Genomic DNA, 14,674 nt, shown 5'->3' with positions numbered 1-14,674 from the left:
GAAAGGAGATGGATGTGATGGTACTTACAATTCCGCATTGGATTTACCTTATTGGTACGTGTTTAATCATTTTGACAATGCTTTTCAGACAAAACGTTGTCGTCCCGGCTGTCTTAATGACATTCTTAGTTGGATGGTTATATACAGGTTCTTTCTTTTTAGGTCTACAGACAATATTCCAAGCTAGTTTAACAGCGGCCGGTGAATTGTTTAACATTTTTCTAATCATAGCGATCATGACCGCCCTCCTTCACTCGTTAAAGGCCATTCGTTCAGATGAACGGATGATTACACCCTTTCAAAAAGTAATGGTAAACGGCCATATTTCATTTTGGGTTTTGGTCTTTGTAACGTATGCCATTTCTTTATTTTTCTGGCCAACTCCTGCTGTCTCATTGGTTCCTAAAACAACAATTTATAAATAAAAAGTAATTTTTGGTTTATAATATATACAAAAACCTACTTGAGGAGAAAATATGTGGTATTTACCTATTCAATCTAATATGCTTAACAGCCTAGCAATTAATAATTTTTCAGATGATATAAGTATCGTCGGTGATTATGATGTCACAGGAGAAGTAGAATTATATTATCTAACTTCACCCCACTTAAAAGAATATGATCTTGAAAATCATGAGTTAGCATATTACAGAGCAAAAGCGTTAATCCGTCTTTTAAACAGTATTATATTGTTAACTAATAATTACGCTATTGATTATAATAGTCGCATTCTTTTTGAAGATAAACATGGTATAAGGCCCGTTCCTCCAAGAAAAAACGACTTCACCATAGTTGAATATAATCAATTATTCAGTCCTTTTTCAAACTTAATGTTCGAACAATCATCGACTCTATCGACAAACTACATTGGAGATTTTATTAGTTTAGCCAAAGAAGAAGATATTGTACTTGAGACGCTTATGTTCTTTTCACTTTCAACACTTGACGTATTGTATTTTTTTATAAACGTTTACAAAATTTACGAAAATATTACATATAACCTAGAAATCCCTAAAAATAAGAACGCTTACAACAAGATAAGGGATAATCTAGATCCTGATTTAAGAAAATACTTAGATTTCTTTCTCTTAGGAAGTTTTTCTCAATTCGCCAATTCAAAGGAGGGAACTGGTATTTTTTCGAGACATGGGGAATCTCACGTACCTTATGATAAGGAAGCATTAGATTTTAACGAAATAGATTATAATATAAGAAACCTTATAATAGCATGGTTAAACGATAAACTACGAGCAAAAAAAGGGAGGTATTATAAAATTACTTATAACAAGAGACCAGTAGAGGCCATGAGGGATTCTGATTATGAGTTTTGAGCTTTTGGTTTAATGCTAAAAGCTCTTTTATATTTTCTCAAAATACTTCATCTTGATAACAGTATATGTTTATTCCTGGACTGAATTTCTTTTAACACATCAATTATTGGTCGTCCATATTTCTTTGAGTGCCTTTTAGTTAGTGAACTATGATCTTTAGTCTCATAGCGGTTTACTACCATCGATAATGCATTACATACAAAAGGTCGTTCGTATTCCCCTTCCACATTCAGCCAGCAAGCTTAGAGGAAGTCCAGAAGGAGGATAAAACAAAAAAATACCGAGTAAGGGAACGTTCCCACTCGGTATTTTGTCTAAAACGCTATAAGCAGCTTGCGTTGCTGCGCTTTGCTATTAGCGTATGCGAGGAGGATGCTAATTATGCATGACTTCTTCTTGAGATGCCAGCAGAAAGAATACTCTCTATTTTAAACATGCGTTTTTGGTTTCTAAAATGACAGTAGCCGATAAGATGATCCTCGTTTTATGAATTAATGGTAACAAACCTTTGAGAGATTGAACCGTTACCATCCATATATATTATTTGTATAGGTTGACGGTTTTCTAAACTCACTTCAAACAAGCATCTCATAATTAAGCTCCTTTCAATACACGTAATGTTCTAGGCTTCGATTCTATCCAATCAACATATCCCTTTTCCTTTAACGTCACTAAATAACGATGTGTGGTTGAAGGAGAACTATGTTCCAATAACGCTCCTAGTTCTCTAGAAGATGGTGCGAAACTATGTTTAGCTATAAACGCCACAATACATGTAAGGACCTGCTTCTGCTTTAATGTAAGTTCCTTCATAAGAAACACCCTCTATTCATCTTTTATTACATTATATACGAACATACATTCTGATTCAAGTTGAAATAGAACGCTAGTTCGTATATAATCAACTTAAAAAGAGGTGGAAAAATGCTAACCGTAAATACTAGAGGAAGTACCGGACTTATTCACACAGATGATCACTTTATTATTATAGTGAACGGAAAGATGACAGAGCGTTTTGAATTCACAATAGAAAATATAGATGCTGCACTAACTGTATTAAACAAAAGTATGAAATCAAACGAAAAAGCCTAGGGTGATGACCTATGCACATCAAAACAGATGAAATGAAACTAGCAAGATTATTTATCTATTTGCCTATGGCTAGAAAAGTACTGGAGAAGGATCTTACAAAAGTAAATGCAGCTGGATTTAAATTTAGTGAGCCTTACACAGAGATGATCGAAGGGTGTATTGAACGGATCGGTAAGGAGATATACAAAGTAAAACGAGATATGAATAAAACTGGATTGAAAGTGTATGAAAATGGAAAAGAAAGTAGCGGAATGTTTACAAAGTATCTAGTAAAGTGCCGGGGTTATGAACAAGAGTTGAGTATCTTAAATGAAGTAATAAAGAATTCCGTCAGAGACATCATTCATAATTACATGATTAATGACTGAATAAAGTTTGCCAGCATTGATAGAGCTCTTGATACTCCTGTTCACTGATAGCTTTCATGTGACAAACTTTATTTCTAATTTTCATTATCCCATATAGCTGATTTATTGTTTGCTTAGAAAAGGCTGTACTTGTAGATGGCAACGACTCAACAATAGTAATCATGTGAAATAACATTAGATTCTCATAATTTATATTGTTACTGAATCGACTTTCTGTAATTATTTCTCTTAGGTAGTTTTCGATATCAAATAACAATCTATAAGCATTAACTGTCAGTATTGGGACTTTATAATTTGTAATGAAATTTACAGTGTTATCTAACATAGGTAATTTCTCCTTTTTTCTTACATTATAATAGGGAAAATTAACTACATCAATAAAGAAACTGTAAATTATTTGTTAATTCCACAAAACAAAGCCCCTCACCGTCTAAGGCGAAGGGCATTTTGTTTTTATAGACCGATATGTTTTGCAACCTTTTGAGCAGTGTCAAAACGGTTTTCACCACTTAAAACAGTAAACTTGTCTGCTTTTAATCCGTCTTTGCTACCACCGATTACAAAAAGCTCCTTCGCCATTTGTTGTTTAGAAGCTAGTGTACGACTAACCACCGGTGCTCCTAATTTATTCATAGCCATCTCTGCTGCAGGGTAATCGGCAGATGAGTTAATAACAATTGCTTTCTCTAACATAAATGGTTCCTCCTTTTTTGGTGTAGACTGTGGTTTATTTGCTTCAATTAAACTTTTAATCTTATTTAGGGTTTGTTGACCGGCAATCCCATCTACAGCCAGTTTGTACCTTGCCTGAAATGCTTTTGTCGCCTCTTCTGTTTCTTGGCCAAAGTCTCCATCTGCTCCGAACCGTGGTAATTTCTCACCCAATGTGATGAGGTCCTTTTGTAATGAAGTGACCAATGATCCCTTGCACGTATAAAGAGAGCAACCCCTACCAAGTGTGGTTGAAGACGGGAGAGGTTGATTGCTACTAGGTGGCTTCACACCTGCACGAAGCTGAGCAGTCGTTAAACCGAAAGTATGCTGAAAATGAGGATAATCTTTAAAGCTAGTCCAACTACCACCCCACTCTAAACCTAACGCTTCACCGATTGCTCCCATTCTTCTCCAACGTTTATCTACTTTCCAGTTAGCTGATCCGTCTGAATTTAAAACAACAAAATCTATGGCCAAACCGAAATTGTGATAAGAATAACCACCTCTTGCATTAGTCACAACTGCCCCTGGAACAGTTCGACCTTTTGCGTATAGTGCGTTCTGTTCTGCGATGGTACGCAAGCCATGAGTGATTTGAACATAAATTCCTTCTTTGTGACAACGACGAACAATTTCTAAACCCCGCTCAGCAATGTAAGAGTGAACATTCGCCAAATGGCGTTGACTTCGTTCGATTAATGTATTTAAATTCATTATTTACCCTCTCCTTTCTTTTTTGCATCAACAACCGACTCACCGACGATATAAGTCACAGCCACACCAGCAACAGTTAAAATAGACTCCTCAGGCAAATTAAGACCTAAGCCTTGGTTTGCAACAACTAGTAAACCAGTAATAACAGCCAATAAAAACTTACGAGATAAGAATTTGTTTTTCATTTACACACCTCCCTTCATGAAATAATTAAAAAGTGCAGCATCAGCTACGCTCTACATACTCAATTCTTTTTTCCATTCGATCCATTTGATTCTGCATATCTGCAATCGCTACTTGAATCCCTTCTAATGTCTCAGCTGTTTTTTCTTGGCTATCGTTTGACCGTCTCAAATGCTCCATGAGATCCTTCTCTCTTTGGGCAGATTCTTCTCGTTGTTCTTCGTGCATTTTAATTAATCTTGCTTCACTTTCTGCTTTTTCTTTACGAGTTTCGCGAATATAAAAAGCTGCCAGGACGATACAAAGGATCGCCCAGACAGCTTGGCTTGTTGCTATTTCACTTGCTACTTGATATTCCACAGCGTCACTTCCTTAGAATAAAATAAAAAAGCCCTACTAGGCTTCAACTGTTGATGTTGGTTGGATTTGCAGGCGTTCGATTAGCTTAGTTCTCACTAATACGGTTAAAGACGACAACGATTCGTTACCGGCATACTCTTCCGCTTTTAGTGGAATGTAACCGTTAAGGTTAATTGTCCCTTCAGGATCCCTTGCTTGAAATTGAACATTAATACTAGAAACCTCATTGTCCTGGTACCGAACATTGGTTGATTGAATTTGAATCTCTAACATACTATTCATCCTCCTTCTCCTCCTCGGGTTGTTCAAACGCATCGAACAAGTGATCATATACTTCTGCTTGTCTACCACTGAGCTCACCATCATAGTCTTCAATAACTTCTTTGACCGTTTTCAACATTCCATGAGCATCACCGCCATCAATAATAAAGAACTCATCCCATAACTCATTAAGCTGTTCTTGGCAAGCTTTCACATCATTAATGGCAAAGTTGCCGTTGTCATCCTTTTTTGGGTTGCCCTCCTTGTCCTCACCAGCAAACTCTTTGATAATGATGACTTCTTCTTCTCCAATTTGTTTCATCTTTTCCTGAAGCAAAGAAATAAGCCTCGTACGATGACGAGACTTTTTCCCTTTCAAAGACATATCATAAAGAAAATTTATTGCGTCCTTGATAAACTTATTTTGAATTTTCACTAACATGTGATCCTCTCCTCTAAGCGATTTTTTGTTCTAAGCATTTGACCTTTTGTTTCAAATACTGGTTCTCGATCTTTAGCATCTCAATTTCATCATCATGTGCTCGGACTTGGAGAGACAACTCTTTCGTTGCTTTGACATTCGACCACATGAGCTTTGTCATGTCTATGCTGTCACCATTGACTGCTTTGAGGTAATCTGGTGCTTCATCGTAAATGGTTCCTAGATGCTTCTTGAGATGATCCTCGTCTGACAGGTAATGAAACTCATAAAAATTCAATGATTCAACGATATCCCTCATAGAGGTTTCAACAGAAACGATGTTCTTCTTGTATTCTCTAAGGGAGTATTGAGACATACTCTGGTACTGAATTTGTTTCACCTGAAGATCCGCATAATCCGTGTTAGCCGCATTCCGTATTTGTGCTTTTACAGTTGATCCGTTAAGACCGACAATTCCTATAGTTCCCATTTTAAGAAAGGCGTGATTAAATGAATCTGCTGTAGATGTCTCAATGACTCCACCGTGTAGTGATACACCTTTTGCATATAAATAGTCCTCAACAATTAGCTTGGCCCCTAAACTTTGTTGAGCATTTCCCGGCGTTTTCTCTAATATAAGAGCGTATCCTCCACCAGGAATATCACCATCAAACTCTGTAAATCGCAATTGAACGTCTTGATTATTATTAGTTTCAAAAGTGATTTTTGGATAGTTACCAGCTACTGATCCACCGTATCTTAGTGTAAGAGTAGGCGATGCTTTTTCAATACGAATATCCCCTCTTACATTAGTTACGTCAGCATAGATCTGAAAACTAGCTAAGTTAGAGAAAGACTCACTATATCCACCAGAAGTTGATTTAGCTATAAAAGCATACAGCGGTGTAACGATGGCTCCACTTGAGTTCACGTTGCCGATAGTACCCAATTTGGCTCTACCTAAAACGGCCCCACTGTCAAATGTAATCTGATTGCCACTTACCCCACTATAAATCAACAAATTATTTGTGGAAATCGCTCCACTAAACGTACCACTTACCCCTGATAGAGTACCTTTTATTGTTACGTCATTTGAAAAGGTGGTGTTTCCATCAACATGAAGTTTGCTACCACTAATACGAGTACCTTCGCTTGTTAAATTAATAGCTGCAATAACACCGTTTTTTTCTACTCTGAGGTTGATACCATCACTCAAAACTTTGAAACTAGTCATATCTCCTCGGTATTTCGTGAAGCTAACGTCTACAGTATAGGGGTTTGAATGCCAAGTTTCTAAAGCTGGCTTACCGTTACTTGCAATGAAAAAGCGAGGGTGGTTAGAAGAATTCCCCCTCTGATAGGCAATCTCAACAGTGAAGGATGTTCCGTCACCCTTAAAGTAAGCTATAGCTAGTGAATTTGTACCTGTCCCAGCAGTTCTACCCTGTACCTCATAAGTGTAATTAGGGTTCAGGTCACTACCATCTAACTCTGTTAAGGCAACAGCTGCACCGTATCTAACGGAGTAACTGTTCAACCAAGCCATAACCTCTGCCTTAGAAACTCTTGCTTCGATTTGGTCTGCTTGTTGTTTAATAGTGGATTCTGCAGTAGATACTCTCCCGGCAAGTGCCGATCCATCAGTAGACGAGTAAGCTCCTACTTCTGATGCTGTGGTAGGAGTCACCTTAACCCAGGCTGAGCCATTGGAACGATAAAGGATATTGGGCGTGACACTCGTATTCATCCATAACCGACCATTTGAGTGTGAGGGAGCAGAATTTTGCTTTAAAACAGAATTCTCTTTTGTAGATAGACCAGAATCATAGGTTGTCTGTGTCACTCTCTGCTGTATTTGATCAGCCTGTTGGTTTATTAAACTTTCAGCACTGGTTAAGCGATTCACCACACTGTTTTGATCTGCCTCATATGCCGTTTTAGTAACACGTTGGCTAATTAAATCAGCTTGCTGAGTAATCGTACTTTCAGCTGTAGAGAGACGTGTGCCTAGACCATTAATAGCCGAATCAATATCCTCTGGAGCTGGTGTCCATTCGGTAGCCTTGTTTCCCTTCTCAAACTTTACTCTGTCTATCCACACTACATCCCCTGCTACTAGAGACGGATCCCATTGAGTGTGTAAAATCCATCCACTATTTCCACTCCACTTTTGAGTTATCTCAATATACCCATTATCCCTTGTTAGAAATCTTGTAACACTTCCTGCATAGGTACTTGCACTTCTTCCATAAAAAATTGTACTAGGGTTTACGATTGAACCATTGAGTTTAACATATCCACTAAAAGTATATTCTTCATTTGTTGGCACGAATCCCGAGACACCCATTGTCACAAATCCCGAAGAATAATCTTTATAAGTTATAATTGCTCTATGATTCCCATCAGACATAATGTCATTATATGGTGAGTATCTTGTTAACTTATTTATTTGGATATGATTTCTACCACCAATTGTCAGCCCATCAAACTCCGTCTTCGTCACCCTTTGTTGAATCTCATTAGCCTGAACTTGGATAGTCGCTTCTAGTGAACTAACTTCCCCACTCAACGTGTTCACTTCTGTTTTGCTCGCCCTTAACAGGATCTGCTCAGCGTTTGCGTCAATAGCTGTCTCAGCAGAGCTCATCCGAACACCAAGAGCACCAACGTCATTCTCAACTTGTTCTAGCTGAGTCTTGGTGGCCCGAAGTTGAATATCTTGTTCATTCTGAGTCAACCGTGTCTCGTTACTCTGAAAACGAGTTACAATCCCTTGCTGATCGGTCGTGTACGTTGTGATAGCAACTTTGTTATCAAGAGCATTATCAACCTCTGTCATCGTGTATGTGTTAGCACTGTCAGCCTTGGTCTGTAGCTGACCATCAACCCAAGTTGCATCAGCTTTTAAGGCTATATCGTTCTCCAATGTTTCGACCTGTCCCTTTAACGCATTAACAGTCGCATTATCAGCTTTTAACAATAGCTTTCCATCAACATATTCAAGACCTGCCTTTTCCGCAATTTCAAGCATGAGAGCTTCTCGTTGGGCTTGTAACTCAATATCTGTATAAGACTCAGAGCCAACCTTCACCTGTTCTACTCTAGTATCCGTGTAGACGGTGGCATCTTGATAGAGGTTTTCATCCTTGGTATCAACCGTAACTTTATCGTAAGATCCCACTTCATCAGCCGTTGTAGAAGTTGCTTTTTCCCACTCACCAGTACCAGGATTCCAAGTGTGTACGACATCGATGGTACCGCCTGTTTGGATCCAGACTAGGTTAGCTTTCCCTTGAGGTGCCGTGGCGGACTTCACTACCTTCGTAGCATAAATAGCCTGCAAATCTTTCCACAGTCTCACAACATCTTCTTGTTGGTACTCCACTACCTCACCAAGCTTAAAGGACTTCTGAGACTCATCAAAAACGGATCGATCAACAAAAATAACCCTCGAGTCCAAATACATTGGAGGGTTAAAGTGTTCATCTTTTACTTTTGCTGAATCACCAAGACGAGTGATCTCATGTTCATAGCCGAATATATGTTCAAGAGAAACGGCATCGAGCTCATACTCAACAGCTGCATCGATACGCTTCTTTAATTCGGTATCACCAAGTTGTGTAAGTCGATCAAGGGTCATCTCAGTATCGCTTGATTCTGGCTCATACAACTCAATAAGATGTTCACCTTTACGATTCCAATTCTGGTAAGCTGTATCATTGGTTATAGTTGTCGTTAAACGAGTGCCATCCTGTTGTTCTGGACCTATACAATACAAAGCTGTCACGATACGTTCAGAAAGGATTCTACGTTTAATTCCTACTAAATCCTTACCAAAGCGAATCTCTCTCCCACGGTTCAACCCACGACGTTTCACAAAGTCTACATACCGACCTGTTACATGATCACCATTTACCACAATGCGAAAACGAAGCTCGCATTCAAAGAGGCTAGCAATAGCTTTCAGTGCTTCCCATGCTCCAATGTAACGTTCTATCGTCCAACTATGAATCCCACTGTATTCGACAACACCAAGTTGCCAATCATCAATTCCGTCTAAGACAAACTGACCAGCACTTTTTACCGTTTCCCCTTCACGAGTCTCAGGAGCGATAATTTTGAGCTTATCTAACTCTTGATGGGAACCAATCGCATAGACCTCTTTTACATTGATCTCAGTAAGCTCCACAGTCTCATTGACGATAAACTCGTGATAATCCCCATCCTCCCCAGGTATAAGCAGACGAGAACGCTTGTCAATCTTATCAACATGATTAGTTAGTGTAGAGACTTCAAAATCATAAGTCTCCGTATTTTCGAGATCATTCTTATGACTATCTTCAATAACTTCATTGATCCAACCAATAATCTCATCCGTTTGATGATGCAGTACATTGATCATTTATAGCGCTCCCTCCATTCTGCTTTAAATTCCTGGATTACATTAGTGGGACTTAAGAAAAGGACGTTATCTCCTTTTTTTAAGTGGAAGAATCGTGCACCAAAGTCCTTCCTCATGAACAACTCATCATTTTTATAGATCGCTTCTTGGCCATGATCGAAACGAAAGACATCACCTGTTTGACCAATGTACTCTATTCCGTTGGGTTGATCATTAATCCGCTGGACATCGATGCGGCGAATACGTGACTGTGTTGGAAAGGGATGACTACCATGTGAACCAATATGCATCCCTACTGCAGCTAATGGTTTTTGATATTGGTTATTTAAATCATTAAAGAGATATGTCTTTTTATTCCTTGTATAAAGCTCACCATTTTCATTAAATCCCTGTTGGGCAGCTGTAGCAATAAAAACATTTCCCTCTTTTTGAATATCGATGTAACCAAAGAATTCTTTATAGTTCCACTTGTCAGATACAAAGAAGTGACTATCTGAACCATTCCTAATATTAATTTCAATATCCACTTCACCCGAAGCACGTCGAACTACTGCAGCTAACTTTCCTATGATTAATCCAGCTTCATCTAACAAGTAGACCTCTGCCCTTGTTCGAGATCCGTTATTACTTCCTACGTTAAAATAGGCACGTACTAGATAATCATCTTCCACACTACCAACTGATTGAGCCAAAGCAGGACCATGCCAAGTACTTCCTGTTCCGTATGATGTCGCAACATAATCTTGACTAGCAAGACCAAATTCGCCTGTTTTCACTCCACCATCAGGTGTAAAAAGCGCACTTGTCCATCCAACCAATGATCCCCTTAGACTTTTTATGGTCTCTTTTTTCTGAAAAGGCGTTTCATCTACTTTTGATGGGCTACCAATTCTCATGTAGTCCTCATCACCAACGATGTCTAGGAACTCAGTTGGCCCCTTCAATGTGACGTTGAATGTTGGAGGAGTTGGGGCCGTACCTGTGCTTTGCAATATTACTGGTGCACTTGCATCAGTAATAGCTAATTCCTTTCGTGAACCATACTTACATGGGTCTGCACACAAAAAATTAATTGTTACTTTAGCGAAAGTGACATGCACCTCTGGATCAATTTCTCCTTCAACTACTGCAAAATATGTTCGTTCTGGATCATCATCAAATATCAGAGGAACATCGTGATCAACGCTAAGCCAATCCACTAGGTCTTCTGCTTTCCGCTTCAAATCTACTGGGTCATTACCATCGATCAGTAAAATAACTGAAATGATTAAAGGCTCCGATTCGGATCTTGACATCAGTGCCCTCGATTTACCTTTAAGTCTAATTAGTTCTCTTCTTTTTCCTGAGCTGAAGGGGTGCCTTTTTTCAAGAACGATAACATATGATTTTCGATGAGAATTAAATGTAAGACTATTCACCGTTAACGCCCCCTTCCTTTTCTATTCTGAATTTCTGATATGATAGGCTCTAGTAATTTACCAATCTCTCTATCTTTCATTAAGAGGGTTAATTCCTTTGGTATACCGTCAAAACCAGATTCCAAGACGTCATAAATCCTCATCAATATATCAACAACTGACACGTCTTTTTCTCCAAATCCTAAAGCATCTCCTGTTTGCCTCCAAATTGCTTCTTGGCTAGTTCTTTTAGATGGATCGTGTGAGATGATACTCTCAGCCCAACCACCTTCTGCTATCCAAGCCAGTTCAGGTGTATTGACTATGCCACCATCAGCATAACCCGCAATGTCCTTCAACTTATCTTTGAAGTGGCTTAGAAATCCGTTGTTTACACGTCTAAAGATACTCTCTCCAAAGCTTTTTAGCATCCCCGGAAAGACAGGAGCTTTTGCTCCGTAACGCGAAAGGGCATCTTTGAAAGACCCTAGTGGATTTGAAAGAATTTCCATAGCCTTCTTAGCAAAACCAGATACATTTTCTTTAACTTTACTAGCTCCTTTAAGAGCTCTTCCGGCCATCCCCCTAGAATTGACCCAAGCATCACGCAAGAATCCAATACCTGAAGAATAAGCTGGATAAATTCCGTCAAGTACTTTCTCAGTCATTTTGTTTGGCATGACCGACGTGCCTTCTGGAAGGTTTAAAAACTCGGCACCTTCTTGCCCGAGCATGACGTATCCAACACCTGGTACATAGGCAAGTTCTCTTCCTTTCTCACCTACAATAGCAGGTCCCCCAGGGTGATCGTCGGTACCTTTTGCATATTGTGGTACATTCCATTGAGGTATTCCTCCAATGCCGACTTTACCAAGAACCCAGTTTACGCCTCCAATAATTCCATTAACCCCTTTACCTAAGGTTTTGGCCATTGTATTTATGACTGACGTAAGACCGCTTTTTACTTTACCAGCCATTTTACCGATACCGTCGCCAATCTTCTTCGGCAATTCTTTCGCACGATTTACGATGTCATTAAATCGTCCTTTAATCGTGTCGTAGATCGTTCTAAAAATAGATGTCGCTGTATTCTTAACCGCATTAAATCCAGTAGATATGGTGTTTTTAACAAATTTGACTGAACCGGACACAATGGATTTGATATTAGCCCAAGTTGTTTTAAGGAAATTCCAAATCCCATTAAATAGGTTTTTAGTTGTTGTAGACGCAGTTGTCCAAGCGTTTTTTAAGTTCGAGACTATCGCCTTGATATTCCCTTTAAATAAAGAGACAAGAGCTTTCCATAGAGCTATAAACACATTTTTAAAACCGAGAATGAATGCTTTAGCACCTTGAAAGATTCGTCCAAAAAAGGTCAGATTGATCCAACCCCAAATCAGCTGAATGGCTCCTAAGAATGTCTGTTTAAGACCTTCCCACATTTTTTTAAAGTCGCCAGTGAATATACCTATGAAGACTTTAACCAATCCCATAATGACATTCACAGCACCCTGGATAATGTTTTTGATGGCTCCCCAAACCGTTTCAATAATAGCCATTACTGCTGGCATCGTAAATTTCACAATTGCCCATATCGTATTAAATGCATTTACAACCGCATCGACAAACTGTTGGCCATTATTATTCCAGAAGTCCAATATCTGTTTGACTATGCCTTTATAGAAGGAAATGAAGTCCATTAAAAAAGGTTGAAGATAAGGCCATAGCCACTCCCATATTTCAATGATAGCTTCTTTCATCTGGGTAAATCCGGAGATTGCATAGTCTTTAATGCGGTTAAGCCAAACTTGTATACTATTGATGGCCAAACTGATCTGCTGCACTTGTCCTGGAGAGAGGCCCAATGAAGAAAGCAGTGAAGACCCATCTTCATCATTGTCACTAAACAATGAAAAAAGAGCACTAAGTCCATCCTTAGCTCCATTAATAAAATTATTTAATGCCGGCATGGCTTTTTGTTCTAGAGGTATTAATAGATTTGCTTGTAGCATTCTACCTATACCTGATATCGCTTCTCCAAACGAATCGTATTTTACTTCATCCATTTTTTGAAGGGTATCTCCGGTCATGTTGGCCATTTCATTCACATTCCCTAAAGAAATAACAGCTTCGTGCTCAAGATCTTCGAACATGGTACCAAAAAGACCGACACCGGCTGTATTGCGTTCAAGTGGATCTTCCATTTCACCAAGTTTCCGAAACACTTCTTGTAAGGCTAACTGAGCCGTTTCTCCGCCCTTCGCAAAACGCTTTTCCATTTTGCTTGCATCCAGACCTAAAAGCTCAAACGCTTCACCAGATGCCTTTGAGCCATCTTTAACGCGAATACCAAACTCCTTTATGGCATCACCGACTTTATCGATATTAAATGCACCACCATCAGCACCAGCCTTGAAGATATCCCACATCCCTTCGGCGTCAAAACCTAGTTGTTTGAAATAAACCGAGTACTCGTTGAAACTATCCAACATATCCCCGTGCTTATCTAGACCCTTTTGTCTTCCCTGAGCGATAAGGGTGAAAGCTTCATCCCCCGTAATTCCGAAATTACGCATCATGGTATCCGCAACTCTTACACTTTCATTAACTTCATATCCGAATGAGTCTTTGAGAAGTATCGCTTTAGTCGTCAAAGACTCCAATGCTTCACCAGTCAATCCCGTTGCTTGCTTAACGACTGCCATTGATGAGGCAATATCCTCAAACGATTCACCATAGTTGTTACGATAGATATTGATAAGGGAGGACTCTAACCCCTTCATCTCTTCATCGGTAGCACCCGTTTCTACCTGCAAGTTATTCATTGCCTGGTTTAGTTCGTCGCCTTGTTTAATAAATGCACCGATTCCTAAGGCTACGCCAGCTAGAGCACCAGTAACAAGTAAGACTTTTCCATTAACTGAGTTAAAAGCATCTCCTATTGAGCTGATTCCATCCTTGTTTTTCTTGTCTCCGACATCTGTAACACTCTCATTTGTACCAACCAAATCTTTGTTGACATCTTTTAAACTATCACTTACCCCATCAATAGTTTTTTCGATGTCTTTTAAGGAATCAGTACCGTCGTTTGAAAGTTTTTTAAAGTCCTTACGTGAATCTAAAAGTGCCTCTTGTAAATCGTGCATGGTCTTTTGACTAACCTTACCCGTTTGACGGAACTGATCTTCAGAATCTTTAATGGATTTACTTAATTTTTCAAAAGCAGCCGGATTACCCGTTTCTTCAATTGTTTTTTGAAGCTTTTTGCTAGACTTTTGTAGATCTTCATAGCTCTTTTGGGCTTCATCAACAGCTTTCTCTGTATCTGGTCCAATCCTAGACAATTCTTTTCGAACGTTCTTAAGTGTGGTTGTAAACCCCTTAGCTGTAGCGGTGAACTGCGTTCGCAACTCTCTAATTGTATTAGACAT

Annotated in this window: 13 protein-coding genes; 4 read left to right on the top strand and 9 right to left on the bottom strand. The window is 39.0% G+C overall.

The window, feature by feature from the left end:
• Positions 1 to 17: 17 nt before the first annotated feature.
• Both J7W16_RS04360 and J7W16_RS04355 read left to right on the top strand, forming a co-directional pair.
• Positions 18 to 425: a hypothetical protein gene (locus J7W16_RS04360; RefSeq protein WP_246879851.1), complete on the top strand. Its 408-nt coding sequence runs from the start codon at positions 18 to 20 to the stop codon at positions 423 to 425.
• A 51-nt stretch (positions 426 to 476) separates the two neighbouring features.
• Positions 477 to 1,331 (top strand): hypothetical protein, encoded by an 855-nt coding sequence (locus tag J7W16_RS04355; protein WP_210596005.1) that lies wholly within the window; start codon positions 477 to 479, stop codon positions 1,329 to 1,331.
• A gap of 594 nt (positions 1,332 to 1,925) precedes the next feature.
• On the opposite strand, the gene J7W16_RS04350 is transcribed toward J7W16_RS04355, so the two are convergent.
• Positions 1,926 to 2,144, bottom strand: a complete 219-nt coding sequence (locus J7W16_RS04350) for a LexA family protein (protein WP_210596004.1) — start codon at positions 2,142 to 2,144, stop codon at positions 1,926 to 1,928.
• A gap of 111 nt (positions 2,145 to 2,255) precedes the next feature.
• Here J7W16_RS04350 and J7W16_RS04345 point away from each other — a divergent pair, with 111 nt between their 5' ends.
• Positions 2,256 to 2,423, top strand: a complete 168-nt coding sequence (locus J7W16_RS04345; RefSeq protein ID WP_210596003.1) for a hypothetical protein — start codon at positions 2,256 to 2,258, stop codon at positions 2,421 to 2,423.
• An 11-nt stretch (positions 2,424 to 2,434) separates the two neighbouring features.
• On the top strand, positions 2,435 to 2,791 hold the full coding sequence (locus J7W16_RS04340; protein ID WP_210596002.1) for a YhjD family protein: 357 nt from the start codon (positions 2,435 to 2,437) through the stop codon (positions 2,789 to 2,791).
• 453 nt (positions 2,792 to 3,244) lie between these two features.
• Here the strand turns inward: J7W16_RS04340 and J7W16_RS04335 are convergent, their stop codons facing one another.
• The 8 genes from J7W16_RS04335 to J7W16_RS04300 are packed head-to-tail and all read right to left on the bottom strand — an operon-like array spanning position 3,245 to position 14,674.
• Positions 3,245 to 4,219, bottom strand: a complete 975-nt coding sequence (locus J7W16_RS04335) for a M15 family metallopeptidase (RefSeq protein ID WP_210596001.1) — start codon at positions 4,217 to 4,219, stop codon at positions 3,245 to 3,247.
• Positions 4,219 to 4,404 carry a hypothetical protein gene (locus J7W16_RS04330; RefSeq protein WP_210596000.1) on the bottom strand — a complete coding sequence of 62 codons (186 nt, stop codon included), beginning with the start codon at positions 4,402 to 4,404 and terminating at the stop codon, positions 4,219 to 4,221. The genes J7W16_RS04335 and J7W16_RS04330 overlap by 1 nt, the downstream gene beginning before the upstream one ends.
• Positions 4,405 to 4,444: 40 nt before the next feature.
• Positions 4,445 to 4,762, bottom strand: a complete 318-nt coding sequence (locus J7W16_RS04325) for a hypothetical protein (protein ID WP_210595999.1) — start codon at positions 4,760 to 4,762, stop codon at positions 4,445 to 4,447.
• A gap of 36 nt (positions 4,763 to 4,798) precedes the next feature.
• Positions 4,799 to 5,035: a hypothetical protein gene (locus tag J7W16_RS04320; RefSeq protein ID WP_210595998.1), complete on the bottom strand. Its 237-nt coding sequence runs from the start codon at positions 5,033 to 5,035 to the stop codon at positions 4,799 to 4,801.
• A gap of 1 nt (position 5,036) precedes the next feature.
• A complete protein-coding gene (locus tag J7W16_RS04315) occupies positions 5,037 to 5,465 on the bottom strand; it encodes a DUF1617 family protein (RefSeq protein ID WP_210595997.1) in 429 nt (142 codons plus the stop codon).
• A gap of 13 nt (positions 5,466 to 5,478) precedes the next feature.
• A complete protein-coding gene (locus J7W16_RS04310) occupies positions 5,479 to 9,846 on the bottom strand; it encodes a phage tail spike protein (protein WP_210595996.1) in 4,368 nt (1,455 codons plus the stop codon).
• Positions 9,843 to 11,264: a distal tail protein Dit gene (locus J7W16_RS04305; protein WP_210595995.1), complete on the bottom strand. Its 1,422-nt coding sequence runs from the start codon at positions 11,262 to 11,264 to the stop codon at positions 9,843 to 9,845. Before J7W16_RS04305 ends, J7W16_RS04310 begins: the two co-directional genes overlap by 4 nt.
• A 2-nt stretch (positions 11,265 to 11,266) precedes the next feature.
• Positions 11,267 to 14,674, bottom strand: a complete 3,408-nt coding sequence (locus tag J7W16_RS04300; protein ID WP_210595994.1) for a phage tail tape measure protein — start codon at positions 14,672 to 14,674, stop codon at positions 11,267 to 11,269.

Source organism: Halalkalibacter suaedae, assembly GCF_017939705.1.
GTDB classification, from domain to species: domain Bacteria; phylum Bacillota; class Bacilli; order Bacillales; family Bacillaceae_D; genus Halalkalibacter; species Halalkalibacter suaedae.
The sequence above is the reverse complement of the archived record's forward strand: the minus strand, read 5'-3'. Positions and strand labels throughout refer to the sequence as shown.

What these genes read in the sequence shown, in the direction of transcription:
- J7W16_RS04360 (WP_246879851.1), top strand. Translation starts at nt 18, where the DNA reads ATGGTACTTACAATTCCGCATTGGATTTACCTTATTGGTACGTGTTTA.
- J7W16_RS04355 (WP_210596005.1), top strand. Translation starts at nt 477, where the DNA reads ATGTGGTATTTACCTATTCAATCTAATATGCTTAACAGCCTAGCAATT.
- J7W16_RS04350 (WP_210596004.1), bottom strand. Translation starts at nt 2,144, where the DNA reads ATGAAGGAACTTACATTAAAGCAGAAGCAGGTCCTTACATGTATTGTG.
- J7W16_RS04345 (WP_210596003.1), top strand. Translation starts at nt 2,256, where the DNA reads ATGCTAACCGTAAATACTAGAGGAAGTACCGGACTTATTCACACAGAT.
- J7W16_RS04340 (WP_210596002.1), top strand. Translation starts at nt 2,435, where the DNA reads ATGCACATCAAAACAGATGAAATGAAACTAGCAAGATTATTTATCTAT.
- J7W16_RS04335 (WP_210596001.1), bottom strand. Translation starts at nt 4,219, where the DNA reads ATGAATTTAAATACATTAATCGAACGAAGTCAACGCCATTTGGCGAAT.
- J7W16_RS04330 (WP_210596000.1), bottom strand. Translation starts at nt 4,404, where the DNA reads ATGAAAAACAAATTCTTATCTCGTAAGTTTTTATTGGCTGTTATTACT.
- J7W16_RS04320 (WP_210595998.1), bottom strand. Translation starts at nt 5,035, where the DNA reads ATGTTAGAGATTCAAATTCAATCAACCAATGTTCGGTACCAGGACAAT.
- J7W16_RS04315 (WP_210595997.1), bottom strand. Translation starts at nt 5,465, where the DNA reads ATGTTAGTGAAAATTCAAAATAAGTTTATCAAGGACGCAATAAATTTT.
- J7W16_RS04310 (WP_210595996.1), bottom strand. Translation starts at nt 9,846, where the DNA reads ATGATCAATGTACTGCATCATCAAACGGATGAGATTATTGGTTGGATC.
- J7W16_RS04300 (WP_210595994.1), bottom strand. Translation starts at nt 14,674, where the DNA reads ATGTCTAATACAATTAGAGAGTTGCGAACGCAGTTCACCGCTACAGCT.